The organism is Grimontia sp. NTOU-MAR1, from assembly GCF_035758505.1.
Taxonomy (GTDB): domain Bacteria; phylum Pseudomonadota; class Gammaproteobacteria; order Enterobacterales; family Vibrionaceae; genus Enterovibrio; species Enterovibrio marinus.
The window spans coordinates 368633-392571 of sequence record NZ_CP142109.1 but is presented as its reverse complement, the minus strand read 5'-3'; the positions used below and the strand labels follow the sequence as shown (position 1 = coordinate 392571).

Below are 23939 nucleotides of genomic sequence, written 5' to 3'. Positions count from 1 at the left end.
ACTATGAGATATGACAACGTAATTAAGGGTGCAACGATCATTGATGGCCAGAATCAGCCGCCTTTTGTGGCTGACGTTGCGCTGACTGGTGATGAAATTGTAGCGATAGGCCAGCTTGATACGTCCAATACCGGCAAGGTCTTCAACGCTCATGGTCTGGTACTCAGCCCTGGCTTTATTGATGTGCATACGCATGATGACACCAATGTGATCCGTATGCCTGAGTGTGTGCCCAAGATCTCCCAGGGTGTGACGACGACGATTGTCGGCAACTGTGGGATCAGTGCTTCTCCGGCGGTACTGAAAACGGCACCGCCCGATCCGATGAATCTGCTTGGGGAACAAAAAGACTTTAAGTATCCAACGTTTGCCAGCTATGTCGAGGCTGTGAATCTCGCACAACCTGCCGTAAATGTGGCAGCGTTAGTGGGGCATACCACGTTGCGGAACAACGTGATGGATGATCTTTACCGTACTGCCACACCGGACGAAATTGAAGCGATGAGAAAAGCGCTCAGGCAAGCGCTACATGAAGGAGCGTTGGGGTTAAGTACCGGCCTTGCCTACGCAAGTGCCTATAGCTGTGAAGAAAGCGAAGTACTGGCGCTGACCCAAGAGCTTACGCAGGTCAATGCTATCTATACGACCCATCTGCGTACTGAGTTTGAAGGTATTCTGGGGGCAATGGATGAAGCCTTTCGTGTAGGTATGTCGGCCAAAGTGCCAGTAGTGATTTCTCATCTTAAATGTGCAGGAGCCGGCAACTGGGGACGCACCACCGAAGTGTTGGGGAAAATAGAACAGGTTCGTCAACAGCAGGAAGTTGGCTGTGATTGTTATCCGTATTCTGCCAGTTCCTCAACACTGGACTTGAATCAGGTGACTGACGAATATCCCATCTTTGTCACATGGTCTGATCCTCTTCCTGAATTGGCTGGACAAATGCTCTCCTCTATCGCAAGTGACCTGAATCTGAGCCTTCTGGAAACTGCGAAGAAACTTCAGCCTGCGGGCGCGGTATACCACAACATGGATGCTCAGGATGTGGAGCGCGTTCTTCAATATCCGCTCACCATGATTGGCTCGGACGGGTTACCGAATGACCCTCATCCACATCCCCGATTATGGGGCGCCTTTCCACGGGTACTGGGTTACTACTGCCGAGAGAGAAACCTCTTCCCGCTCACTACGGCTATTCACAAAATGACAGGTTTGTCGGCAGGGCGCTTTAACCTCACCAAACGCGGCGAAATCAAAGTGGGTTACTTTGCTGATCTCGTGTTATTCAACCCGGATGAAATCAGTGATACCGCCAATTTTCATCAGCCTAAGCAGGTCGCAAAAGGCATTCAGACTGTCTGGGTCAACGGAAAAATCAGTTACCAACTATCAAAAGGGGTTCAGGGACGACATGGCCGTTTTCTGCGGCGTAAATTTACCGAACCCGCTAACAACCAAATAATGGAGATAAATTCATGACAATTAAAAGATATGGCGCAGAAGGCGGCACGGGTACAGGTGGGCAACACCTGCCTTTCTCCCGCGCGACTGAAGCGGGTGGTTTTCTTTATGTCTCTGGCCAAACCCCGATGATTGATGGTGAAGTGGTGGAAGGCGGTATTGTTGACCAATCCCGTTTGGCCATTCAGAACTGTGTCGACATCATGGAAGAGGCAGGTTATTCCTTGGCTGATGTGGTGCACGTGAAAGTGGTACTGACAGACTCGCGCTATTTCCAGTCTTTCAATAAAGTCTTTAGAGAGTTCTTTGGTGAACATCCCCCAGCCCGTATCTGTATGGTGTGTGATCTGGTGGTGGATGTGAAAGTCGAAGTCGATGTGACCTGCTACCGAGCAGATCGCGCCTGATCTGATACCGTGCCGAGTCAATGGAAATGAACAAGCAAAGTTATCACGTTGCACTGGTGGGTGAATGTATGGTGGAGCTCAGTGGAGAGCCACTTTCGCGATCCTACGGCGGCGATACACTGAATACTGCGCTCTACCTGAGCCGCTTGTTATCAAAGGGTGAAGTGACAGTCAGCTTCGCTACTGCACTCGGTGACGACGCCATTAGCGATGAGATGCTGGAAAACTGGCAGAGTGAAGGTATCGCGACCGGGCTGGTTTCACGTCTATCTGGAAAAATGCCGGGATTATATCTCGTGGAAACCGACCCTCACGGTGAACGTACGTTTCACTATTGGCGCAGTGACAGTGCTGCTAAACGCTATTTCAATGATATCTCTCCGCTTGAGAAAATCATCAAAGGTGAAGGGCTGGATTTACTGTACTTCAGCGGTATTAGCGTTGCTATTCTGCCCAGTGAGGGTCGAAATAAGCTGCTGTCACTCATCCGCGAAGCCTGGCGTCAGGGCACAACCATAGTGTTTGATAACAACTATCGTCCTCAGCTTTGGCAGGAAGGAGAAGTTCAGGAGTGGTATGGCGAGTGCTTGAGTGTGACCGATCTAGCGCTGATCACTGAAGATGATGACGAGGCGGTTTGGGGGGATCGGGACATAGAAACCCGTTGCCAAGCTTTTGGTTGCCAGGAAGTGGTGATCAAGCGTGGGGCAGAACCCTGCTCAGTCGTGACGGGTTTGCAGAGCGCAGAACCCCAGCAGTTTTCCATTGCGGGTGAAAGCGTCGAGCGTGTGGTTGATACCTGTGCGGCGGGAGACTCATTTGCTGCTGGCTATCTGGCGGGATATATCAAGCAATGGCCAATCCCGACGCGGGCCGCGCTGGCACACAAATTAGCCTCTACAGTGATTCAGTATCCCGGCGCGGTGATAGAAAAATCCGCCATGCCAGATACATCAGTATTCGAATGAACATGAACAGGACATTTTCAGGAGCCCACCTGTGAGCACAACAATCTTTAATGAACTGGCGAAATATAAAGTCGTACCGGTTATTCAAATTGATGACATCAAACATGCTGCGCCTTTAGCAAAAGCACTGGTAGAAAATGGCCTTCCGGTTGCGGAAGTCACCTTCCGTACTGACGCGGCAGCTGAAGCCATCAAAATTATGCGTGAAAGCCAGTCAGATTTGCTGGTGGGCGCGGGCACTGTGCTTACCGCAAAACAGGCGGATGATGCACTGGCCGCGGGGGCCATGTTTGCGGTCGCACCGGGCTTAAACCCGAACACGGTGAAACACTGCAAGGAGATTGGTCTTCCTATGGTATCAGGGGTCAACAACCCAAGCCAAATCGAACAGGCACTGGAGTTGGGAATGAACTTTGTGAAGTTTTTCCCTGCCGAAGCCTCAGGTGGTGTTGCGATGGTGAAAGCACTGTTAGCGCCTTACCGTGATATTCAGATGATGCCAACAGGTGGGATCAGCCCAAAAAACGTCAAAGATTATCTAAGTATTGATCGTGTGGTTTGTTGCGGTGGGACCTGGATGGTGCCGGGGTCGCTGATGAAAGAGGGCGATTGGGATGGACTCGGTAAGCTAATCAGTGAAGCTGTTGCTTTGGTTGAGTAAGCCGCTATGTGACGCTCAAAAATGCCAGCTACACTCATCTGTTGACTTGGGTGGCTGGCATTTTCCGTTTGATTTCTCCAACCGTTATTTATCTGACCAGACGGCAAACTCGTTGCCGCTTGGCTCAGTAAAATGAAAACGCCTACCACCCGGGAATTCGAAAATCGGCTTTACGATCTTGCCGCCAGTTTGCTTTACATTGATTTCTGTCTGCTCCAACGACTCGCTGTAAAACACCAAAAGTGCGCCGCCGCTTGAAGTCTCACAACACATCTCCGCGCGGAAGAAGCCGCCATCCAATCCCTGGTCAGAAAAGGCGGTGTAATCAGGGCCGTAATCGGTGAAGGTCCAGCCGAAAGCTTCAGAGAAAAAGGATTTGGTGGCTAACAGGTCGCAGGCGGGAAATTCAACGTAGTTCAGTTTACCGTGTTGGTTCATTGGCGCACTCCAAGGTCGTCAGGAACGCGACTATGTCCGGCCGCGCAGCCATTCAAGATGATTGAAGTTATCCTAAATGAAGGACGTTGATCGCTTTGAGATCAAAAGCCACTTCCTGAAAACAAACTGTCTTAAAACGTAATCAAAATGCCATGCGGTGAAGTGGGTTACATTCGGCTTTGAGTTGTTTCCTTTGTTGCACCTGAATCTGAAGGTTCGAAGAATTGACGAAAAGTGAAGGCGTATTCTGACTCACCGTGTTCGCGTAAATGTTCCAGCCTATCTTTTGCTTCTTCCAGAGAAGGGATGTGTCCTTCAGGAATCCACCACATCACAAAGTTGTGTGAGCTTGGTTTTTCAAACCATTCATTGCGGCGCTTCATGATGTCCACGTGATGGGTTTTGAACATAAACTGTTTGAGTGCATCGGCTGATTCCCAAACAGAGAGGTTAATCAGGGTATTAGGGTTACCAAACAGGCGGTAGCTGAGCACCTTGCTGTAGGAGTCTTTGAAGCGCCACACATACCCACGAAACGATTCCGCAGTCGCATTGACTGAGGGAATGTTATCGACAAAGTCCTTCAAAAGTGGGTCGTCGATATTGGCTTTTGCAAACGAAATATTTAGCTCGGCTAGGTGCATTCCATTCTCCCTAATTTGTCTGTTCATCAACCTCCCACGAATCGTCAGAGGGGTAAAGTCACCCTAAGACGATGCGAGGAGTGCGTCTCACTCTCTCAGTCATGTGGAAGTTACCAGACATGGAAATGCGGGTATTGAACAAAATTTCACCTCTATCACCTAACTGCCATGCGAGCGTCATTGAAGTGAAACCTAAAGTCGTAAAGGTAGCGTCCCAGAATTTGGTGATAGGTTTATAAAGGAGTTTCCCCATGCGTAAGCAGCGCAACCTACTCGTTTCTGTGTTGGCACTGTCAGTCAGCGCGGGTTTGCATGCCGCAGAGCAATCTTCATTCCAGCGTATTAGCGCGGTATCGACGGCAAACAACATCCCACCGGGCGTAGAAAAAAGTCACGAAACCTCTGCGGAAATCATTGCTGTCAGTGAAGACGCCAACACATTGGTTTACACCGATAGCCCGTTGAAAGGCGTGGGGATGCTGGATATCACCAACCCGAAAAAACCAACAGGGAAAGGCTTTGTTTCATTGAATGGTGAGCCAACCTCGATTGACGTTCTGGGTGATACTTTTGTCACCGGCGTGAATACCTCAGAAAGTTACACTCAGCCGTCTGGCTATCTTGAACAGCGAAATCTGACTACAGGTGTTCGTATAGAAAAATGCGAACTTGGTGGCCAGCCGGACTCTGTTGCCGTGGCAAAAGATGGCAGCTTCGTCGCTGTGGCGATTGAAAATGAGCGAGATGAAGACCTAAATGATGGTGTGCTTCCACAATTCCCAGCCGGTCACCTTGCGCTGGTACCTGTTAGAGATGGCAAGCTTGCTTGTGAGGCTCAGAAAAAAGTGGCGATGACAGGCTTAGCCGACATCGCACCCGAAGATCCAGAACCAGAATTTGTAGATATCAACAGCCTTGGCGAAATCGTGGTCACCCTGCAAGAGAACAACCACTTGGTGATTGTTGATGGTAAAAAAGGCGAAGTACTTGCGCACTTCCCTGCCGGCGCAGTTGATTTGGATAACGTCGACTTGGATGAAGAACGTGCCCTGACCTTTGATGGCACCCAGAAGAACCGTAAGCGCGAACCGGATGCGGTGAAATGGCTGGATGACGAGCGCTTTGTCATTGCCAATGAAGGTGACTACGAAGGCGGCTCGCGCGGCTTCACCATTTTTAACAAGCAAGGCGACGTGCTGTTTGAGTCGGGTCTGGATCTGGAATACCGCATCGCGATGGCGGGTCACTACCCGGAAAAACGCTCTGGTAACAAAGGCGCAGAGCCGGAAGGTTTGGAAGTCGGTACTTTCAATGGCCAGCAATACATTTTTGTGTTGTCTGAGCGAGGTTCAGTCGTCGGCGTTTACCGCGATACAGGTAAAGCACCAGAGTTTGTTCAATTACTACCATCTGGCATTGCACCTGAATCTGCCGTTGCGATCCCACAGCGTGGTCTGCTGGCGACGGCCAACGAGAAAGATCTGATTGAAGATGGTGGCGTGCGTGCCCATGTCATGCTTTACCAGATTGGCAATGAAGAACCCTCTTACCCACAAATTGAATCTGTGATGGTTGATGGTAAGCCCATCGGATGGGGGGCGTTGTCAGGTCTGGTTGCGGATCCAAACAACGAAAACACCTTGTATGCCGTGAACGACAGCTTTTACAAAGCCCAACCTTCTATCTTTGTGGTCGACGCTTCTTCCATGCCAGCCAAAATCACAAAGCGTACTCCTGTGATGAAAGACGGCAAACCAGCGAAGAAATTGGACTTGGAAGGGATTACCACAGATGGCAAAGGCGGTTTCTGGTTAGCGTCTGAAGGGCGCACTGACAAAGAGATCCCACACGCCCTGTATCGCACTGATGCGAATGGCAACATCGTGGAAACCGTCGAATTTCCAGCTAAATTGCTGGCCGTGGAAAAGCGTTACGGTTCAGAAGGTATCACCCGCGTGGGCGACGACCTCTGGATTGCCATTCAACGTAGCTGGAAAGACGACCCTGAAAACACGGTGAAACTGGTGCAATACAACACCAAATCCGGAGAGTGGAAAGCGGTGCGCTACCCGACTGAACCTGCTTCAAAAGGCTGGGTAGGTCTGTCTGAAATCACGGAACATGAAGGTGCGCTTTACATCATTGAGCGTGATAACCAAATTGGTGACGTGGCGAAAGTGAAGCAACTGACCCGTGTTCTGCTGTCTGATGCAAAGCCAGTGGCACTGGGCGGGGAGTTGCCATTGGTTCGCAAAGAAGTGGTATACGACTTCATTCCGGATCTCAAAGCGCCGGGTGGCTTCGTGACGGACAAGATTGAAGGCTTTGCGATTACTAAAGACGGTAAAGCGTTTGCTGTCACCGACAATGACGGTGTGGATGACAGCAGCGGTGAGACCTTCTTCTTCCCGCTATCCAAAGATGGAAAGGCGCTGGATTTTGCGACCTTGCGTCCGTAATCCAACGACCCAAAAAACAAACCGCCGGCGCAATTCCGGCGGTTTGTTTTAAAGGATTAACTGGTAGCTCAACAAATCGAGGTGCTGTCCCTGAATCAACGTCGCGTTTAACGCTTTGCTTTGGTAAGCAAACCCGGCGTTCTCAAGCACTTTGATAGAGGCTTGGTTACCCGAAGTCACTTTTCCCACTACATAGCCCACATCAAGTTGCTCACGACACACTTCCACCAATGCCAGTAATGCGCGCTTGGCGATACCTTTGCCCAAATATTCCTGACAGACGCGATAGCCAATCTCAACATGGTCGTCGTAAATGGTATGAATATTAGCTCTGGCAACGATTTTGTCGCCATCGTAAATCACATACATCAGATGGGTTTCAGTGCTTTGGTTTTCTACCAGTTCACGAGTGGCATCGGTGAGCCCAGCCAGATTGAAATAGCCCGAGGGCCTTGGCGGAATGAATTGCTCAAACCAGGTTTTGTTACGGCGTTCGAAATCCAATAATGCCGGGCAATCAGACAGGCTGAGTGGTAATAGGGAAACAGTCTCCATGTCAGAGAGCTAACCTCATTGTTTACATTGTAAATTTTGAATGAAGTGCAACTAAGTTTCTATTCTGCGCTCATTTAAGACATCTGGACAATCCAAACCTTACAAAAATGTATAGTTCGCGAAAAGTTGGCGAAAGCCCTCTCACTTAAAGTATCTACGTCGACAGGGAAACGTCCTTGTCCGCGAATACCAATAACGAGGATGACACCATGAAAAAGACAATGATTTTTAAGCCTGCTGCTATTTCTGCTGTATTGGGTCTGAGCGCCATGATGGCGGTAGGCACTGCAAACGCGGGTGACGCACCAAAGTCACTGAATGAAGATGCAGTCAGCCTGGTTCAGGCGGTTGAAATCGCCAAAAACGCAACAGGTGGCGTGGTACTTGAAGCGGAACGCGATGTGGAAATGGGTCAGGCTGTGTATGAGATTGAGCTGGCAAGCGAGACCGGCGAAGAAATCAAAACCGTGGTGAACGCGACGACAGGAGAAGTGATCCTGACGAAAACCCGTCGCGACCATGACGACCACCACGATGACGATGATGTCGAAGACGCAATCTGGTTGTCTGGCATCAAAGACGGGACTTACCTGTCACTGGAACAAGCGCTGATGCAGGCAGAAACCCAGGTAGGCGGTAAAGCGTGGAGCATTGAGCAAGATGACCACCGCGGCCAGCCTTCTTATGAAGTAGAGCTTCTGGATGCAAATGGCAAACGCGTTGAAACCCGCATCAATGCGGTAGCAGCGAAGTAAACCCACGCTGAAAAGTAGACCATTCGAATATTTCTGTGGGGCGGTGTCGCCCCCATTTGGAGGTACATATGAACGACGAAAACAAAAACACATCAATGTGGCAACGCGCAAAAGAGATGGTGAAACGTGTTGTTCAAGAGGCACCTATGGCAATTCTGGGTGTTGTGAGTTTCTCACTACTATTTATGCTGGGACTGGTTACACTGGGAATCAGTTTGATGGCAGGGGTTGCCGCCATCATTATGGCAAAATGGCAACAACGCCAGATGTATAACGACATCGCCAACCCGACAGATAAGAGAAACGACGAAGAACCGATTGCGGCTGTGTAAGCCGCAATGTTATCCGAACAGAGAGAGCCCCTATGCGCGTGTTGTTGGTCGAGGACGATACCAGCCTCAGTAGTTTTGTAGAAAAAGGCCTGCGTGAAGCAGGCCATCAGGTTGAAGTCACCGACAATGGTAAGCATGCGCTCACGCTTTGTATGGCAGAAAGCTACGACGTGGCGATTGTCGATCGAATGTTGCCGGGGTTGGATGGCCTCTCTTTGGTAAAAGCGCTGCGTGCGGCTCAGGTTGGCACGCCGATTCTTTTTCTGACCGCCCTAGGCGGTGTAGACGATCGCGTAGAGGGTTTGGAAGCGGGTGGTGATGATTACCTCACCAAGCCTTTCGCGTTTTCTGAGCTGTTGGCTCGCGTCACCGCGCTTTCCCGCCGTTCTGTGTTGAAGTCCACCGAAGCCAGCCCTGAAATCAATTATGGCGACGTGGTGCTGAACCTGTTTGAGCATTCCGCCACCCGTCAGGGGCAGCCGTTGGATTTACAGCCGAAAGAGTTCCGTATTCTGGAGCTGTTCCTCCGCCATCCTGGGAGAGTGATCACCCGCACCATGCTGCTTGAACACGTGTGGGATATTCATTTCGATCCGCAAACCAGCGTGGTGGAAACTCACATCAGCCGTCTTCGCAACAAGCTCGAAAAGCCATTCGGTGACACGCTGATTCAGACTGTCCGTGGTGTGGGCTATAAGCTTGAACAAAAAGGCGAAGCGAAATGAAAGCCAGAGTGACTGACTTTTTCCATCGCCACTTTTCCAAGCGAAAGTTACTGGCTGTTCTCCCTGCCTGGATGAAGAGCTCTGCGATCCAGCAAGGTTTGATGTTTGGCAGCGTGTCGATCATTAGTCTGGTACTGATGGCGACGGTGACCTTCTTTTATGTCGAGCATGAACTGAAAGACCAAAACCGCGAGATAGTAAAAGAGTCTCAGCAGCTTGCCACGGGCCATCACAAAGAAGTGGATGATGACCCGATTGAAGACGACGAAATTCTCGCTGTGCTGGCGTCCGGTTTTGTGTTGGCCGGTGTGCTGGTATCGATTTTCACCGTCGCCTTGGTCATTGCGATGAGCCGCATCAGCCAAAAACGCATCAACCGGATCGAAAAGGTGCTTAATGCAGCGGCTGAGGGCGATCTCTCCTCGCGCACGCAAGTTAAGTACACCACCAGTGATTTGGCGCGCATTTCAGTTTCTGTTGACGATATGCTCTCAAGACTTGAAGGTTCAGTGGCGGCGATGAGCGACATTTCAGCTAATATTGCCCACGAGTTGAAAACGCCTATCACCCGCTTGCGCCACAACCTGCTGACATTGAGGGAGGACGCGGAGCGGGTTGAGCCAAACCTCGAGGATGCATTTATCGAAGAGCTTGATAAAGCGCTGGAAGATTCACAGCGTTTGGCGTCTATCTTCGATGCATTGCTACGAATATCCCAGAGTCCGGCGCACGCCGAAGCCGCTTTATGGCACTCGACCTGAACAATGTCATAGAGACAGTGGCAGAGATTTACGTCGATGTAGCGGAAGATGCACTGATGACGCTGGTGGTGGAGAAACCAGATTCGCCGTTGATGATTAATGGCGACCGTGAACTGCTTATCCAACAAGTTGCGAACCTGATTGAGAATGCACTGCGATACTGCCCACCAGGTAGCCATATATACCTGCGCTGCGGCGAAAAACCGGAAGGTGGCAAGGTGTGGCTCGAAGTGAGCGATAATGGCCCAGGTATTGCGGATGAAGATAAAGAGCGTGTATTTGAGCGACTCTACCGCGTGGACAAAAGCCGCACAGATGGTGGGCTAGGTCTTGGCTTGTCACTGGCAAAGGCGGTCGCAGGCCTTCATTATGGCAACATTGACTTGTTTGATGCTTTACCGGGATTAAGTGTCAGGGTGTCCATCCCCGTCCGTTAGAATTATGTTTTCAAAGGTATTTTAAAAATTCATACCCAAACATCTTCAGGTTACTTGGGTATAACGGATTTAATCTCGTAACATCTTGAGGCCCTTACTTATATTTTTAGATATGATGAAGCAGAAAGTGTTTTGTTGTCCCAAAGAGAGTTAATATAAAAATTATTTCATATTAACCCCTTTGTTTTTTCATGATTGAATTGGACATTTAATTTGTTATTTCCGGGAGGGTTGTGATTGCGGATTTATTATTTAACCAGCATTTAAATTCTCACGCCTGAGAATTTAAATGCTGGTTCTTTACATATTTTCTACTCAATGCCTGAGTAGCGAAACGCTTCTCTGGTTAACCGGTTTAGTTCCCTTTCTTCCATTTGGTTGTGAACCACGGTGATACGCCCAAGATAAATCAAAGGCACTTCAGAGGCTCTATTCTGCAAGTGATATTTAATAGCTTCAGCTGTAGCTACGCCTAAATCGTCACTCATCCGCATTGGGGTAGCATCCAGCTCGCCAGCCCGAATTTTTTCGATTTCTTTAGCTGTTCCCCCCCAACCGGTCACATAAATGTCAGACAATCGCCCTGCTTCACCAAGCGCTTCGACAGCCCCCATCGTCATGGCAGTATTGGCGTTATGTATCATCGCCACTTCAGGAAAGTTGTTCAGTATCAACCGAACCCCGTCAGCACCGCCGAGTTTCTGATATTGACCGAAATGCTCATAAATGTTCAGCCAATCCCCTTCCTGTTCAACACAGTCAATAAAGCCTTGAGAGCGTTGAGTGTCTGTGATGCCAGGAATTCCACGGTTTGCTGCAAACTCAACCTCTTTACCCAGGTATTTAATCGCATGCTCACAAAGTACATCGGCACCCATGGCACTGGAAAAGTCGAACCAAGCATCTGGTTGAGCTGTCCATTCATCGTTTGGCGTATGGAATGCCCAAATGAAGGTCTTGAACTGGTGTGACGCCGATAATTTCTGAATGTTATCAGCCTGCAAATCGAGTTCAGAAGGGCCAAAAATAACAAAATCGTAGGGTTGTTCTGCGCTGAGCACCTGCTTTGTGTACTGTGTTTGTAGTGAGTGTTCTATCTGCTTCGAAGTGAATTCGTGTACCTCGTAGGGCACTTTGAGTGCTAGAAGCCGTTTGGTCATCGCTTTAAAGTTTTTTATCCAAAAATCAGAGATATCTGCACTAGGATAAATAATTGCAATACGTATAGGTTTGTTTAAGGTTTCAATAAATAATGGCACAGGAGGTTCGCTCACTGTTTGCTGAAAGGTCTTAAGCTTTTCATTATTAATGTTATTTACGTTTTCTTTAGTAAAAACTGAAAAAGACATTGCAAACAAAGCACAAACTAGGCAAGCCTTGATACTTCTTTTCATTTTCCACCCTTATGGTTTACCAACTGCAAAAACTCTATTAACATAATTATTAATGATACATGAGAATTATAAACTGGACTGGTTTCATTCCTTGAGTAATTATATTTTTTCCCGATTCAAGACTTTAATCATGTTTTTCTTTGTCACGACGTGCTCTGCGGAAACGGCGACAACATATTTCGTCGACTACGCAAAGGAAAAGGTGAATAGGGCGATATCTGAAGACGATGTCTGGGATGGTCCCAGGACAGGTCCGAGTGTTGTCAGCAATAAAAACATCATTTACGTCGCATCTGACTTGAGAAATGGTGGGGTCTATGGTGTTGGAAAAGGGGTGTCTGAGGCAATTTCAAACCTTGATTGGGACCTTAGGTTTATCGATGGATTTGGTTCTGAGGTTCGGCAGGGGGCGGCAATAAGAAAAGCGATCAGCTTCAAACCAGACGCGATTATCCTTGGTGGTATTGACGCTCAGAAACATAAAGAGGTCCTAAAGGTGGCCAAAAGCCAAGGGATAGTGGTGATCGGTTGGCATGCGACTGAATTAGCCGGCGGCAACAGTGAGCTTGGCCTTTTCATGAATGTCACCACTGATCCGCTTGCTGTTGCTGAGATTGCGGCAATGCTCGCAATCGTCAATTCCGGAGGGCGAGCCAAAACACTGATTTTTTCAGACCCCAACTACAAAATTGCAACCATCAAAGCGAACGCCATGGCTGACACCATCAGGCGCTGTGAATCCTGTGAGGTTTTAGAGGTTAACGCTCTGCCATTGGATAAAATTGCTGAACAGATGCCAGTGACGTTTGAAAGTCTGTGGAATAAATACGGTGGAGATATTACCCACATCCTCGCCATCAATGACCTCTACATTGACTACGTTATCCCTTCTCTTGAGACAAACGTTGAACAACAAATTCAGATACCTCAAAACATCTCTGCCGGTGACGGAAGCCGTGCAGCCTACAAACGTATCAATAATGGTGGTTTTCAATTGGCAACGGTACCTGAACCACTCTACCTGCATGGGTGGCAGATCACTGATGAACTGAACCGGGCTTTCAACCAACTTCCCCCAAGTGGATATTCTGCCAAGGTACACATGGTGACTCCTGAAAACGTCAGCCAATTGATTGGCAGGCAAGAACGTGGTGTCTATGATCCGAAGAATGGCTATCGCGAAGCCTATCTTAAGATATGGAAGCCATGATGAATTTGAACAATACCAGCATTACTCAAAGACTGATCATTTCTAGCTTGATCTCACTTTTAATGGTGAGCTTTGCTGTTTTGATCGTTATTCGTTCGCTTTTCTACATCGAATCAACGTTGAAAACAGAAACCTCACGTCACGTGTCTGAGCTGATTGTGAACTCTGAAATCAGTCGTCGCGTTTTTGCGTTGACTTCACGTGTGAAGCTGTTGGAGCAGACGTTCCTGTACAGTGAAACGCTACTTTCGGAAGAGGCGTTTAACATCGATTTTCAACTCCAAAGGTTGAGAGATCTCTCTGCCAATCAGGAGTTTTCGCAAAAGATTGATGCATTTATAGATAATTTTCATCGATTTCTCGGAAGTTCATTAGCGTTAAATCGAATCCTAAAACAATCTAAAGCTATTGATGCTAAGTTAGCCAAACAGCTTAATTTGCTGGAGTTTGCAGTCGCAGCAAGCAAGTTGGAGCACCTCAGTGAGGATAAGGTGGTTATCTACAACAATGAGTTAGATATTATCGCCATGCTTCGGGAGTCATTTCTGACCGTGGGGAAAATGCTGGGTGATATCCATAGCCGCATAACGCCTGAGACCGAGAAAGTCTTGCTCATTGAGGCGGAAAAAGAACTAGATATTCTACAGTTACACTTGGAAAACCTTGATATATCCACCCCTGAGGTCAAAGCGCAAAAAATTAAGATCAGGAGAACTTTGAATCAATACCATGCAACGATGAGGAAAATTAGGGCGAATCTGGATCAGCGTTGGGGCGTGATGGATGCACTTGTTCAGGCTCAGGCAGGGCTGTTACAGCTTGTGGAAAGTACAGAAGACAGAGTTCAAGAGCAAACATTACAACTCACTTCGCAGCTTGAAGATGTGATCACTGAATCCCGTTTTAATGCCATCATCATTAGCCTTTTAGCGTTTTTGTTCTCTGTTTTACTGATCAATCACGTTGTGAGCAGACATATTCAAAAGCCTTTGGATGATCTTAAGGATGGATTTGACCGCCTAGTCTCAAGCGGGACCAAGCGGCCTATTAACCTAGGGCGAACCGATGAATGGGGACACATTGAAAGTGCTTACAACAACATGGCGGCTCGGCTATCTGAAGCATATCAAGCCATCACAGAAGAGAAGAAGAATTTCGATTTCCTTGCGCATCACGACCCACTGACCCACCTTGCGAACCGATTGTTGGCTACCAAAGAGCTCACAAATCAAATTACTCACTCCAAGCAAAATGGCACCAAATTCCTGCTTCTCTATCTGGATATTGATGAGTTCAAAACGATTAATGACTCTTTAGGCCATGCGGCTGGGGATAATTTACTGGTGAATGTTGCGGAGAAACTCACCAGATTGATCGGAACTTCGGGCTTTGTGGCCCGTATGGGAGGGGATGAGTTTATGATACTGATGCCTGAAACCAACTTGGAGCAAGGGAAATTCGTTGCTCAACGAATCAATAAGGCAATTAAGAAGCCTTATTACATCGATAAAAGTACCGTCTTTGTTTCAGCCAGTATCGGGATCTGTGAGTTTCCTGATCATGGCTGTGATGGTGAAACTCTGATCCGAAATGCGGATACGGCAATGTACTATGCCAAACGCAATGGCCGTGACAGTTACCGTATTTATACGGACGAAATGACAACTGAAGTGAATGATATCATTGAAACAAGTCGTGGACTGCATCATGCGATACGTAGAAATGAACTGACCGTTTTCTTCCAACCCAAAGTAAATTTGACATCAGGCAGTATTCTCGGTGCGGAAGCTTTAGTGAGATGGCAACATCCCAAGCTTGGTCTGCTTCCTCCTTCAGCTTTTTTGGAAGTTGCAGAAAAAACAGACTTGGTGGTCGATATTGATAAATGGGTGTTTGGCAAAGTCGCTAGGTTGATTAGCGAGTGGAAAAGTGAAGGGGTTGATACTTCCAATATTCTTATCTCCGTCAACTTCTCAGCGAGGATGTTCTATATGACGGATCTGGCCGAACAACTGCAAACAATCCTCGATAAAACAGATTGTGCTCCGAGCCAACTGATTCTGGAAATTACGGAACGGGACATGATGCAGGACTTTGAAACCTGCGTCAGGACCATCGAAACACTTCATGCCAAAGGCTACAAGATTGCAATTGATGATTTCGGTACAGGGTACTCTTCTCTCTCTGTCCTAAAAAATCTGTCGGCAGATTACATCAAGTTGGATCGCAGCTTTATCAAAGACGTTAACTCTTCATCGTCTGATTATGAAATTACAAAGGCGATTCTCAAATTGGCAAAAGTGCTGGATTTATCTGTGGTCGCAGAAGGCGTAGAAACCCAGCCCCACGTTGATACTTTGCGTCAGCTAGAGTGCACTTTAGCGCAAGGTTACTATTTTGCTAGACCTTTGCCGGTTGATGATTGGGTGGATTACCTCGGTAAAGCCCCAGATAAGGTAGCCCAAAGTGAAGGAATCAGGCTTAAAAAAGTGAAGTAAGATTTAGTATGTGGTCAGAATTATTGACAAAAACAGCCCTTTTCAGGGCTGTTTTTCGTTGGTGAGGTGGAAACGGTGATACTGGTTCCACGCTGATCGGTGGATATCCCAAGCAAGGTACAAGGGGGCAAAACTGGATATTGCACCTGCCAACACAAGAAGTTGGTTATCACATGAGGGTTGATGATGACGCTCTTCGCGACATTGACCATAGCCAGCACCCGTCCGCCAGTGTGGGCAATCCAAAAGCCTGACCCATCCGGACAGAGATTTTGTGAATGGTCGATTATCGTAGTGGATGGCGGCATGACTAAGAAGAGGATTTATCAGGACCAGCGGTGAAATTTCACTAACAGGTATTTTTCCGTGTTAAGGTCTTCTAAATCCAAGGATTGCAAGGCGTTTAAGATGATTGCAAGGGAATGGAAAGTACGCTGCCCAAGGTACCATGAAGAGGGGTTTATTTCATATCTTTATGAAACAGGTGTGAAGGAAACGTCTGAGACTGAAGGCTTTCAGGGAGCGCAGATCTTTAAGCGTGACATTGACGGAAAATCAGAAATTACTTTAATCAGCTACTGGAAAGATTTGGAGTGCATTAAGGCCTTTGCGGGTGAAGATATCGGCATTGCCCGTTTGTACCCGGAAGATGAAAAGTACGAACTGAAACCTGACTTTCACGTGTCTCACTATGAAGTAGTTGAAAGTCGTTTAAACCAATAAACAAGATACTCATTAACAATGAAAAAAGCTTCGTCAGAAAAACTGGCGGAAGAGATTTACTTTGCAGGTGGTTGCCTGTGGGGCGTACAGGAGTTTATGCGCCATTTGCCGGGTGTGATATCCACAGAAGCTGGGCGGGCAAACGGCACCAGCGATTCAACGGTCACACCTTATGATGGTTATGCCGAATGTGTACGAACACAATTTAACCCTGATATGGTCTCTGTAACGACGCTGATGGGATATTTCTTTGAAATCATCGATCCGCACAGTGTGAACAAGCAAGGCGAAGATGTCGGCGAGAAATACCGCACAGGCATATACAGCAATCATCCTGAGCATTTGACCATTGCCAGTGAATTCATTGCGGCCAGAGAAGATGCGGAAAAGATTGCAGTGGAAGTCTTGCCCCTGAGTAACTACGTGCCGAGTGATGATGAGCATCAAGACAGGCTGACCCGTTTTCCTGATGACTATTGCCATATCCCTCTGGATTTATTACATAAATACAAGAAGAAATAGATTAAAGCCAAGGATGAAGGAATGAACAGAGCAATCGCATTAACCCTGACACTTTGCAGCGCCTTGCTGGTGGCGCCTGTGGCTTCGGCAACCGAGCGCGCAGAGTATGGTTGGGAAATGATTGAGCAGGGCGCGATGGTGGTGGATGTCCGTACTCCGGACGAATTTGATGATGGCCACTTGGGCGGCGCGCTGAATTACCCGGTGACGGAGTTGGATAAACACATCCAGAACTTAGATAAAGATACACCGCTGGTGTTGTATTGCCGAAGTGGTGTTCGCTCAGGTGCAGCCTATCAATACTTGTTGAGCAAAGGCTTCACCAATCTTCACAATGCAGGTGGTTTTGAAGAAATGAAAAACGCGAAGTAAATGACTTCGCGTTTCCAGTTAAACCCGTTTCTGGTAACCGCTTAAATTTTCCCTTCATTAAAGTCTTTCTGGAAGTAGAGTACCTTCTGCAGGTAGCGTCTTGCCTCGTCTTTCGGGTGTCGGGTCGTCAGTGCATCGTAGACTTGCCGCGGAGACTTACGGTTTAGCTCTACCACCGCCTGTTTGCGATCGTTATGGAAGGTTGCCAGAACACCGCCCGTGCCGCCGTTGTAGGCCGAAATCATACTGAAGTGCTTGGATGATGCGTTCTTCACATCTCTCAGGTAGCGGGTTTTCAGAATGTGCAGATAGGCCGTACCTGTGTCGATGTTGTTCAACGGATCGAACAGGTACTCTTTGGTCGGCATTCCCGGCTTTTTCTTCACCAGATTAAACACATCCGCACCCGCTGTTTTAGGGATTACCTGCATCAAGCCGTATGCGCCCGCATGGCTGACTGCATAAGGGTTGAAGCTGCTCTCGGTTTTGATCACTGCGTAAATCAGATCCTCTGGAATGTCATAACGCTTTGACGCGTCACGAACATAATGTGCGTATTGGTATTCGCGCTGCTCCAGATGATCTTTCACCATATCAATCTGAACATAATAGGCTTTGCCACGCTTGATGGTTTTGCTTTGCAGTTTGTTGTCGATGAGGTGATTCGCAAAGCGGTTTGCGCGCCATTCCCATTCAATCGACTTACCTTCCTGATCGACAATCTGACCGAGGAAGAAAGGCTTTCCAGTGAGCTTGATATCTTTGTCTGTAAACTGCTCAACATGCTTTGGATCAGCAGGCATTAATACCGTTTGAACGATGGCTTTTTGCAGCTTTTCCTTCGGCTGGTGCTGGGCAACGGTCGAAACGTAGATCTTACCTTCTTCAAAATCGATGTGTGCACGGGTCTGGTAACCGTCCAGATACTTCACATAGCGGTGTTTGCTGGACTCAACATACTCATCGTCGCCCCATTGCTTTTTCGCTTCTTTGGCAATGTAAGCGAACAGGGCGCTGATTGCCTTTTTGTTGGCATCAGACACAGGCTGGCTGGTTATGGGTGGCGGTGTGTTATCGCAGTTGCAGTCTGGGATTTCGGGTGCTGCCGAGCAGCCAGCAAGCAGGGTTACTGACAGCAGAAGAATGGCTTTTTTCATCGTCACTTCTGATTGTTGTTTTTGTTCTTAGTGAATAGAGGCGACGATGCTATGCCTGACCTTAAAAAAAGAAAAGAAATTTGTCGGTGAGGGCGCGGCTAAAAACTGAAATTTTGCGCTAACACACAAGGTGTTAGCGCATTATTTGAGCAGGATGATCGGGTGCAACGTTAAAGCCGCTCCACGATATGTTTTGCGATAGGGAAGCAAGATGTCGCAGCGGGTGAGGGGGCGTTACAAACCACCAGGGCGTGCTTGGTCTTATGGAACAGGAAATCGTCAACCAAATCGCCGTTTTGGTAGACCGCCTGAGCGCGAATACCCGATGGATAGGAAAGCAAATCCTGATTGGTCAGGGATGGGCAATACTTCTGCACTTCTTTCAGGTATCCCGGCTTCCAGAATCCATTTCTGAGCTCTTTCATCGCCGATTTGAAGTTGCGTCGAATCACCTTGTAGAACCCAGCATATTGCAGCATTTCTATCACATCTGTGGGTGAAAAAGCGAAGCGCGAGTAACCTTCACGGGCAAGACTGAGCACCGCATTTGGGCCTACAGTGACCGAACCGTCAATCATTTTGGTCAGGTGAACACCGAGGAAGGGCAAGGCGGGGTCAGGGATTGGATAGATCAGGCTGCTGATAATGGCATTGTGTTCGGTCGCCAGTTGGTAGTAATCGCCGCGAAATGGCACCATCTGGAAATTAGGGGTTTCACCTAGCATGCGCACAATACGGTCTGACATGATGCCAGCGCAGGCGATCAGTTTTCCGGTATGGAAGGTTTGCACACCCGCTACTATAGTCACACCATCTTTGGATTCCTGAATGTATTCAACGGGATGATCGTAGAACACATCTCCGCCTCTTTCCTTGATCATACTTCCGAGTTTTTCACAGATCTGACGATAGCTCACGATACCTGTTGAGGGTACAAAGATAGCACCAAGCCCGTTGATATTTGGTTCTTTTTCTCGAAGCTGGTCCGCGTTTAGCACATCAAATTCCAATTCGTTGTCAGCGGCGCGAATTTTTAATGCTTCCATGCGTTCCAGTTCAATGTCGCTGGTGGCAACCAAAAGCTTACCGCACTCTTCGAAAGGGATATGGTGCTCGGTGCAGAAGGCTTTGATGGCCTGATTACCTTCTTTGCAAAAGCGCGCCTTCATACTGCCCGGTGTGTAATAAACCCCGGCGTGTATCACGCCGCTGTTGCGTCCGGTTTGGTGGCTGGCGGGTTGCGATTCTTTCTCAACCACCACGACTTTGGCATTCGGTTCGCGCTGCTGCAGTTCATTAGCCACGCTGAGCCCAACGATTCCCGCACCAATAATCAAATAGTCGCAATTCACCATGTATCAATCCCTGATAAAGCCATCGGTAAGAAGCTTGATTGAATGCTAATTCGTCAGTGATGGAAAGGTATTCGGGGTGACTCTGTGATACAAGCTAAGTGTTGCTAACCTGCTGACTTTCTTTTATTAGCTGTGCGTCTCTCGTAGGGACTTTCAATCCCTGCTTTATAAGAGGAAATCAAGCGCCCAAGGGGAACTGGCTTGCCATACACATAACCTTGGGTGTAATCCAGTCCAGCTTCGCGTACAAGGTCCAAGTCTTCCTCGCTATTTAACTTGTGTGCGGAGGTTTTAACTTTCAGGGTATCTGCGACCTGCTTGATGGAGTCAATAATGTGTTTGTCGACATTGCTGGATTTCATCATAGAGACGATGCTTCCATCGATCTTTACTTGGCTGATATTGAATTCGCGCAGATAACCGAAAGAATTGAGTTTGGAGCCAAAGTTGTCGATAGATACTTCACAGCCCAGTTTGCGAAGGGATGAAACGATATCTTGGGAGCGAACGGTATTGATAAGCAAAGTGCTCTCTTTTACTTCAATACATATTTGGCTGGCGGGGAGAACACTGTCATTGATTGTCTCGAGACAGTAGCTCATAAAGCTTTCACTGTAGAAGGCTCCCGTTGAGATATTAATGGCGACATGCAATCCAGTTTCTGCCAGCGCTTCTGCTTGCTCCATGAGGACTTCATTAAACACCCAACGTTCGATACTGATTAATCGGCCGGTTGGTTCGGCGGCGGGCAAGAAATCAGCGGGAAGCAGCAAATCTCCTTCTTCTGTAATGAGGCGGACGAGTACTTCATACCAGGTCGGCAGTTCTTGACTGTTTGGCACCAAGGGCATACTGAGCAGGCTAAAAGAATTGGTTGAGATAGCAGTATCAATACGTTGCAACAGCAAGTCCCGGCGGATTGAAATGCGATCATTCAACAATGATGAGTTGAACACTGAAATGGCAGGTTTGCAGCTTTCAGTCAGTGACTCAAGGGCAAGCTGCGCCTGATAAATTAATTGAGATGGCGTACTTTGCAAATCCTCGGCGGCGGTTAAACCAATCGAGCAATCTAACGGATAAGAAGTGTCACCTTGTTGGTATTTTAATGAACAGATTTTTTCTGACAATTCGCCGAGCGATTGCTGGGCGTCTTCTAACGATTTGTTGAGTAGTAGGAGAGCAAATTGGTTGTCGCTGAGCCTGGCAACGGCCTTTATTCCATAGGATTTGATCACTGAGCCAGCAGACTTGGTTAACTGATCCCTGATCGAGTTGCCAAACGCGTCTGCCAGGGCATCCAGTCCGCTGATTTCGATCACTGCCAGCGTGTGTTTACCCGATGAGTCATTGAGGCTTTCAATGTGACCTTGCAGATTGTGTTCAAAAGCACTCCGATTTGGCAGTTTTGTGAGCATATCCATCGACGATTTTTCTTCTGGCACTGCAACTCGTTCCCCCATGGAGATGGTTTCCTGACAGAGCCCGACCAGTCTTGAGGCCGTTTCCGAGTGGATTAATCTGGCGAGAAGGTGATGGCAAACCATCTGACCGTGTCTGTTTTGAACCTGTATATTGAGGTCGAGCTGCTGCCCGCTATGCATTCGCGCAGCATCAAACATGGCATCAAACATGGCATCAAGCTGGTGTTTGTCTGCAGGAGAGACTTTGTCACGCCATCGGGATTTGGAAACGCCTTCGCTTTCCAACAGCCCATACAAGGCGTACATTTCACTGTTCCAGTAAATCTCTTCAGTCTCCGGGTTGTACTCCCAAAGACCAAAATCGCACACTTGGTTGATCAGTTCGGCTTGTTTGGCAGCCAAGGATTTTTGCAACGACAGCTCACGTTCATTATCAATATCTGTGAGGGTACCAATGACCTTGGTGGTAACGCCTAGGCTGTCTTGTTCTATCGGCTGGCAATGATCCCTTACCCAGCGATAACGTTCATTTTCATCAAGTAATCGGTATTCGATGATGCCAAATTGACCACCTTTAGATGTCACAGTATGTTGATATGCGCGAAGGTCATCTGGGTGTATTCGCGACATCCACTCATAAAGACGTTTCACATTGCTTGCTTTGATACCAATGGCCTGACTGGCATTTTCGGAAAGATGTATAAATTTGGTGTGGCATTCCATTTCATAAACCGCAGTCCGGTTGATGCCAAGCGCAAATTCAAACTTTTTAGACCACAATTTCCGCTCTTCATCGAAGCGACGATCTTTATCAATATTCTGAACCTGATAAATAAACTGAAGGGTATTCCCTGTCCATTTATCCCTGACAATAGAGACACCAATACGGGTCCAAACCACCTGTTTGCTTTTTTTGGTAAGGCGAACTTCAGCTTGGAAATTATCTATCTCGCTGAGTGTAAGCAATTGAAGCTGCTCGTTTGCTGCGTCTTTATCGCGATGGAACACAAGCTGACGGAAGGTTTTTTTTTCAAGCTCTTCGGCGGTGTAGCCAACGAGGTCGATGAAACTTTGGTTAGCGTTACTCATTCTGCCATCAGGCTGTACCATCACAGTGCCAATCACAGAGGATTGCATGGCGTTTGAAAACAACTCTGCACGCTCATCGCTCATCTTCTGAATCTGAAGCAGGCGCGCTGATTTTACTGCAAGAATAGTACCCAGCAACATTGCGCCGCTGATAGGTAAGAGTAGGCCCATTGTACCGTTGGGTCCGGATGATATCGTTAGGTTTTCACTGGGATTAACCAGTAGTAAGTCCAGGGTTATTGATACTACGAAAGCGGTAAAAAATGCTGAGAGTCTATCTAAAACGGCACCTGCAATGGTTAATGCGATGGCGATAGCAATGAAAGGGAATGTGACTTGTGCCAGCAACCAGCCGGATAAAGCGGCAATAAGAAATATCGTTACCAGTGTGGTTGGTTTGTAGATGCTGGATGGTAACTCTTTGTTGTTTTGTAGCACCGTATAAATTAGAGGGGTGATGGCAAGAATGCCAACCACATCACCCAGATACCAGGCTGGTGCGACAGCTTCAAATGGAATGGAGAGTTCTCGGTTGAGTACCCAGCCCCCCAAAATAGCGCCGGCCATTGGGCTGATTAAAACCGTACAGAAAACAAAAAAAGTCAGTGCTTTCATGGAAAGAAAAGGTTCTGCATTTCGACTGATATAGGCGAGTGAAATACTACCAAGGGCAATCGTTGTGCTGTTAGCGGCGGCGAGTTGCAAGCTCTGTACTACTTCATCGCCAAATAGCAGGTTAGAAACTAGGATGGCGACAAAGGCAGAGCCAATTAATGCGAGGCGTTGGCATGAAGGCGCAAGGGCAATCGTGCCGATAGCAAAGGCATTGGTGTACCAGATAAACGCGGCACTCCCAGGTTGCCTAAGAAAATAAATAGCAAACAAGGCGAGAAAAAAGCATCCCAAAAAAAGAAGTGTGACCCGGAGTACAACGGCGTTTTCAGGAAATATGTCCTTGGATTCGGTCGGCGCTGCCGTTGGGGTCATTGATTTATCCGTTACTTTGAGTCAAACAAATACACTTTCCCTATCGGCGAACGATGACAGCGAAGCCATGCAGAGAGGGGAAAGTTCTGTCTCAAAAGTCTAGATGATGTCTCATTTTTGTGCCGAAAAAAGCCAAGATAGAAAGCGACGATGTCAGCGTTCTGTGACACGTCATTTTTCTTAAAGCTCGTTGTATTTTACCGCGCGGCCAAAACACTTCTCTGGTGGGTATTTTTTGCGGTTGTGCTCGATTTTTTCGTTACAGGCTTTTTCTAAATCCACCCCACAACGGTCGGCTATGCGGATTAAGTACAGTTGTATATCTGCTAGTTCATGTTCCAGTGCCTGGCGTTTCTCTGGAGGAAAGTTATCGGCTTGATCAGGTGTGAGCCATTGGAACAGTTCAGACAATTCGCCCACTTCACCGCTCAATGCCATCACCAGATTTTTAGGATTGTGAAATTGTTCCCAATCGCGTTCGCGGGCAAATTCAGCCATGTCAGACTGTAATCGAAGAAAGGCGCTTTGAGGTTTATCCGTCATGAGAGGTATTTTCCTTGATAGATTTAGCGGTTCAATTGGTTAGTTTGTCACGGATTGTGGCA

General features: G+C 47.8%; 23 protein-coding genes. 15 read left to right on the top strand and 8 right to left on the bottom strand.

Features of this window, described 5'->3' with window-relative positions:
- Positions 1–3 precede the first annotated feature (3 nt).
- Genes VP504_RS19710 through VP504_RS19695 form a run of 4 tightly spaced genes read left to right on the top strand, consistent with a single transcriptional unit; the run spans position 4 to position 3497 of the window.
- Entirely contained in the window at positions 4–1479 is a 1476-nt protein-coding gene (locus tag VP504_RS19710; protein ID WP_325895093.1) for an N-acyl-D-amino-acid deacylase family protein, read from the top strand.
- Positions 1476–1868: a RidA family protein gene (locus VP504_RS19705; RefSeq protein ID WP_325895092.1), complete on the top strand. Its 393-nt coding sequence runs from the start codon at positions 1476–1478 to the stop codon at positions 1866–1868. The genes VP504_RS19710 and VP504_RS19705 overlap by 4 nt, the downstream gene beginning before the upstream one ends.
- Before the next feature lie 20 nt (positions 1869–1888).
- Positions 1889–2836: a sugar kinase gene (locus VP504_RS19700; protein WP_325895091.1), complete on the top strand. Its 948-nt coding sequence runs from the start codon at positions 1889–1891 to the stop codon at positions 2834–2836.
- Positions 2837–2867: 31 nt separating this feature from the next.
- Positions 2868–3497, top strand: a complete 630-nt coding sequence (locus VP504_RS19695) for a bifunctional 4-hydroxy-2-oxoglutarate aldolase/2-dehydro-3-deoxy-phosphogluconate aldolase (RefSeq protein WP_325895090.1) — start codon at positions 2868–2870, stop codon at positions 3495–3497.
- An 84-nt stretch (positions 3498–3581) separates the two neighbouring features.
- On the opposite strand, the gene VP504_RS19690 is transcribed toward VP504_RS19695, so the two are convergent.
- Together VP504_RS19690 and VP504_RS19685 are read right to left on the bottom strand one after the other, a co-directional pair.
- The gene (locus tag VP504_RS19690; protein ID WP_325895089.1) at positions 3582–3935 is read right to left on the bottom strand and encodes a VOC family protein; all 354 of its coding nucleotides are present in this window, start codon (positions 3933–3935) and stop codon (positions 3582–3584) included.
- A gap of 167 nt (positions 3936–4102) precedes the next feature.
- Positions 4103–4579, bottom strand: coding sequence for a DUF3291 domain-containing protein (locus VP504_RS19685; protein WP_325895088.1), 477 nt, complete (start codon positions 4577–4579; stop codon positions 4103–4105).
- A 251-nt stretch (positions 4580–4830) separates the two neighbouring features.
- On the opposite strand from VP504_RS19685, the gene VP504_RS19680 reads away from it, so the two are divergent.
- Positions 4831–7038, top strand: a complete 2208-nt coding sequence (locus VP504_RS19680; protein WP_325895087.1) for an esterase-like activity of phytase family protein — start codon at positions 4831–4833, stop codon at positions 7036–7038.
- 48 nt (positions 7039–7086) lie between these two features.
- Here VP504_RS19680 and VP504_RS19675 read toward each other — a convergent pair whose 3' ends face one another.
- Entirely contained in the window at positions 7087–7593 is a 507-nt protein-coding gene (locus VP504_RS19675; protein ID WP_325895086.1) for a GNAT family N-acetyltransferase, read from the bottom strand.
- 209 nt (positions 7594–7802) lie between these two features.
- Between VP504_RS19675 and VP504_RS19670 the strand changes: the two genes are divergently transcribed.
- From VP504_RS19670 to VP504_RS19650, 5 genes are all read left to right on the top strand, one after another.
- Entirely contained in the window at positions 7803–8348 is a 546-nt protein-coding gene (locus tag VP504_RS19670; protein WP_325895085.1) for a PepSY domain-containing protein, read from the top strand.
- A 68-nt stretch (positions 8349–8416) separates the two neighbouring features.
- A complete protein-coding gene (locus tag VP504_RS19665; RefSeq protein WP_325895084.1) occupies positions 8417–8680 on the top strand; it encodes a hypothetical protein in 264 nt (87 codons plus the stop codon).
- A gap of 32 nt (positions 8681–8712) precedes the next feature.
- Positions 8713–9405 carry a response regulator transcription factor gene (locus VP504_RS19660; RefSeq protein ID WP_325895083.1) on the top strand — a complete coding sequence of 231 codons (693 nt, stop codon included), beginning with the start codon at positions 8713–8715 and terminating at the stop codon, positions 9403–9405.
- Positions 9402–10166 (top strand): histidine kinase dimerization/phospho-acceptor domain-containing protein, encoded by a 765-nt coding sequence (locus tag VP504_RS19655; protein WP_325895082.1) that lies wholly within the window; start codon positions 9402–9404, stop codon positions 10164–10166. The genes VP504_RS19660 and VP504_RS19655 overlap by 4 nt, the downstream gene beginning before the upstream one ends.
- Entirely contained in the window at positions 10151–10603 is a 453-nt protein-coding gene (locus VP504_RS19650) for a sensor histidine kinase (protein WP_325895081.1), read from the top strand. The genes VP504_RS19655 and VP504_RS19650 overlap by 16 nt, the downstream gene beginning before the upstream one ends.
- Before the next feature lie 311 nt (positions 10604–10914).
- Here the strand turns inward: VP504_RS19650 and VP504_RS19645 are convergent, their stop codons facing one another.
- A complete protein-coding gene (locus VP504_RS19645; protein WP_325895452.1) occupies positions 10915–11952 on the bottom strand; it encodes a substrate-binding domain-containing protein in 1038 nt (345 codons plus the stop codon).
- A gap of 175 nt (positions 11953–12127) precedes the next feature.
- Here VP504_RS19645 and VP504_RS19640 point away from each other — a divergent pair, with 175 nt between their 5' ends.
- The 5 genes from VP504_RS19640 to VP504_RS19620 all read left to right on the top strand — a co-directional run bounded on the left by VP504_RS19640 (position 12128) and on the right by VP504_RS19620 (position 17322).
- Complete coding sequence (locus VP504_RS19640; protein ID WP_325895080.1) at positions 12128–13207, top strand: substrate-binding domain-containing protein; 1080 nt, start codon at positions 12128–12130, stop codon at positions 13205–13207.
- Positions 13207–15705, top strand: coding sequence for an EAL domain-containing protein (locus VP504_RS19635; RefSeq protein ID WP_325895451.1), 2499 nt, complete (start codon positions 13207–13209; stop codon positions 15703–15705). Before VP504_RS19640 ends, VP504_RS19635 begins: the two co-directional genes overlap by 1 nt.
- 408 nt (positions 15706–16113) lie before the next feature.
- Positions 16114–16428, top strand: a complete 315-nt coding sequence (locus VP504_RS19630) for an antibiotic biosynthesis monooxygenase family protein (RefSeq protein WP_325895079.1) — start codon at positions 16114–16116, stop codon at positions 16426–16428.
- 18 nt (positions 16429–16446) lie between these two features.
- Positions 16447–16950, top strand: coding sequence for a peptide-methionine (S)-S-oxide reductase (locus VP504_RS19625; RefSeq protein WP_325895078.1), 504 nt, complete (start codon positions 16447–16449; stop codon positions 16948–16950).
- A 21-nt stretch (positions 16951–16971) separates the two neighbouring features.
- Entirely contained in the window at positions 16972–17322 is a 351-nt protein-coding gene (locus VP504_RS19620) for a rhodanese-like domain-containing protein (protein WP_325895077.1), read from the top strand.
- 41 nt (positions 17323–17363) lie between these two features.
- On the opposite strand, the gene mltC is transcribed toward VP504_RS19620, so the two are convergent.
- The 4 genes from mltC to VP504_RS19600 all read right to left on the bottom strand — a co-directional run bounded on the left by mltC (position 17364) and on the right by VP504_RS19600 (position 23877).
- Positions 17364–18479 (bottom strand): membrane-bound lytic murein transglycosylase MltC, encoded by a 1116-nt coding sequence (mltC, locus tag VP504_RS19615; RefSeq protein ID WP_325895076.1) that lies wholly within the window; start codon positions 18477–18479, stop codon positions 17364–17366.
- A gap of 170 nt (positions 18480–18649) precedes the next feature.
- Entirely contained in the window at positions 18650–19834 is a 1185-nt protein-coding gene (lhgO, locus tag VP504_RS19610; RefSeq protein WP_325895075.1) for an L-2-hydroxyglutarate oxidase, read from the bottom strand.
- A 104-nt stretch (positions 19835–19938) separates the two neighbouring features.
- Positions 19939–23334 carry an EAL domain-containing protein gene (locus VP504_RS19605; RefSeq protein ID WP_325895074.1) on the bottom strand — a complete coding sequence of 1132 codons (3396 nt, stop codon included), beginning with the start codon at positions 23332–23334 and terminating at the stop codon, positions 19939–19941.
- Between the two features lie 180 nt (positions 23335–23514).
- On the bottom strand, positions 23515–23877 hold the full coding sequence (locus VP504_RS19600) for a nucleotide pyrophosphohydrolase (protein ID WP_062707232.1): 363 nt from the start codon (positions 23875–23877) through the stop codon (positions 23515–23517).
- Positions 23878–23939 lie beyond the last annotated feature (62 nt).

What these genes read in the sequence shown, in the direction of transcription:
- VP504_RS19710 (WP_325895093.1), top strand. Translation starts at nt 4, where the DNA reads ATGAGATATGACAACGTAATTAAGGGTGCAACGATCATTGATGGCCAG.
- VP504_RS19705 (WP_325895092.1), top strand. Translation starts at nt 1,476, where the DNA reads ATGACAATTAAAAGATATGGCGCAGAAGGCGGCACGGGTACAGGTGGG.
- VP504_RS19700 (WP_325895091.1), top strand. Translation starts at nt 1,889, where the DNA reads ATGGAAATGAACAAGCAAAGTTATCACGTTGCACTGGTGGGTGAATGT.
- VP504_RS19690 (WP_325895089.1), bottom strand. Translation starts at nt 3,935, where the DNA reads ATGAACCAACACGGTAAACTGAACTACGTTGAATTTCCCGCCTGCGAC.
- VP504_RS19685 (WP_325895088.1), bottom strand. Translation starts at nt 4,579, where the DNA reads ATGCACCTAGCCGAGCTAAATATTTCGTTTGCAAAAGCCAATATCGAC.
- VP504_RS19680 (WP_325895087.1), top strand. Translation starts at nt 4,831, where the DNA reads ATGCGTAAGCAGCGCAACCTACTCGTTTCTGTGTTGGCACTGTCAGTC.
- VP504_RS19675 (WP_325895086.1), bottom strand. Translation starts at nt 7,593, where the DNA reads ATGGAGACTGTTTCCCTATTACCACTCAGCCTGTCTGATTGCCCGGCA.
- VP504_RS19670 (WP_325895085.1), top strand. Translation starts at nt 7,803, where the DNA reads ATGAAAAAGACAATGATTTTTAAGCCTGCTGCTATTTCTGCTGTATTG.
- VP504_RS19665 (WP_325895084.1), top strand. Translation starts at nt 8,417, where the DNA reads ATGAACGACGAAAACAAAAACACATCAATGTGGCAACGCGCAAAAGAG.
- VP504_RS19660 (WP_325895083.1), top strand. Translation starts at nt 8,713, where the DNA reads ATGCGCGTGTTGTTGGTCGAGGACGATACCAGCCTCAGTAGTTTTGTA.
- VP504_RS19655 (WP_325895082.1), top strand. Translation starts at nt 9,402, where the DNA reads ATGAAAGCCAGAGTGACTGACTTTTTCCATCGCCACTTTTCCAAGCGA.
- VP504_RS19650 (WP_325895081.1), top strand. Translation starts at nt 10,151, where the DNA reads ATGGCACTCGACCTGAACAATGTCATAGAGACAGTGGCAGAGATTTAC.
- VP504_RS19645 (WP_325895452.1), bottom strand. Translation starts at nt 11,952, where the DNA reads ATGTCTTTTTCAGTTTTTACTAAAGAAAACGTAAATAACATTAATAAT.
- VP504_RS19640 (WP_325895080.1), top strand. Translation starts at nt 12,128, where the DNA reads ATGTTTTTCTTTGTCACGACGTGCTCTGCGGAAACGGCGACAACATAT.
- VP504_RS19635 (WP_325895451.1), top strand. Translation starts at nt 13,207, where the DNA reads ATGAATTTGAACAATACCAGCATTACTCAAAGACTGATCATTTCTAGC.
- VP504_RS19630 (WP_325895079.1), top strand. Translation starts at nt 16,114, where the DNA reads ATGATTGCAAGGGAATGGAAAGTACGCTGCCCAAGGTACCATGAAGAG.
- VP504_RS19625 (WP_325895078.1), top strand. Translation starts at nt 16,447, where the DNA reads ATGAAAAAAGCTTCGTCAGAAAAACTGGCGGAAGAGATTTACTTTGCA.
- VP504_RS19620 (WP_325895077.1), top strand. Translation starts at nt 16,972, where the DNA reads ATGAACAGAGCAATCGCATTAACCCTGACACTTTGCAGCGCCTTGCTG.
- mltC (WP_325895076.1), bottom strand. Translation starts at nt 18,479, where the DNA reads ATGAAAAAAGCCATTCTTCTGCTGTCAGTAACCCTGCTTGCTGGCTGC.
- lhgO (WP_325895075.1), bottom strand. Translation starts at nt 19,834, where the DNA reads ATGGTGAATTGCGACTATTTGATTATTGGTGCGGGAATCGTTGGGCTC.
- VP504_RS19605 (WP_325895074.1), bottom strand. Translation starts at nt 23,334, where the DNA reads ATGACCCCAACGGCAGCGCCGACCGAATCCAAGGACATATTTCCTGAA.
- VP504_RS19600 (WP_062707232.1), bottom strand. Translation starts at nt 23,877, where the DNA reads ATGACGGATAAACCTCAAAGCGCCTTTCTTCGATTACAGTCTGACATG.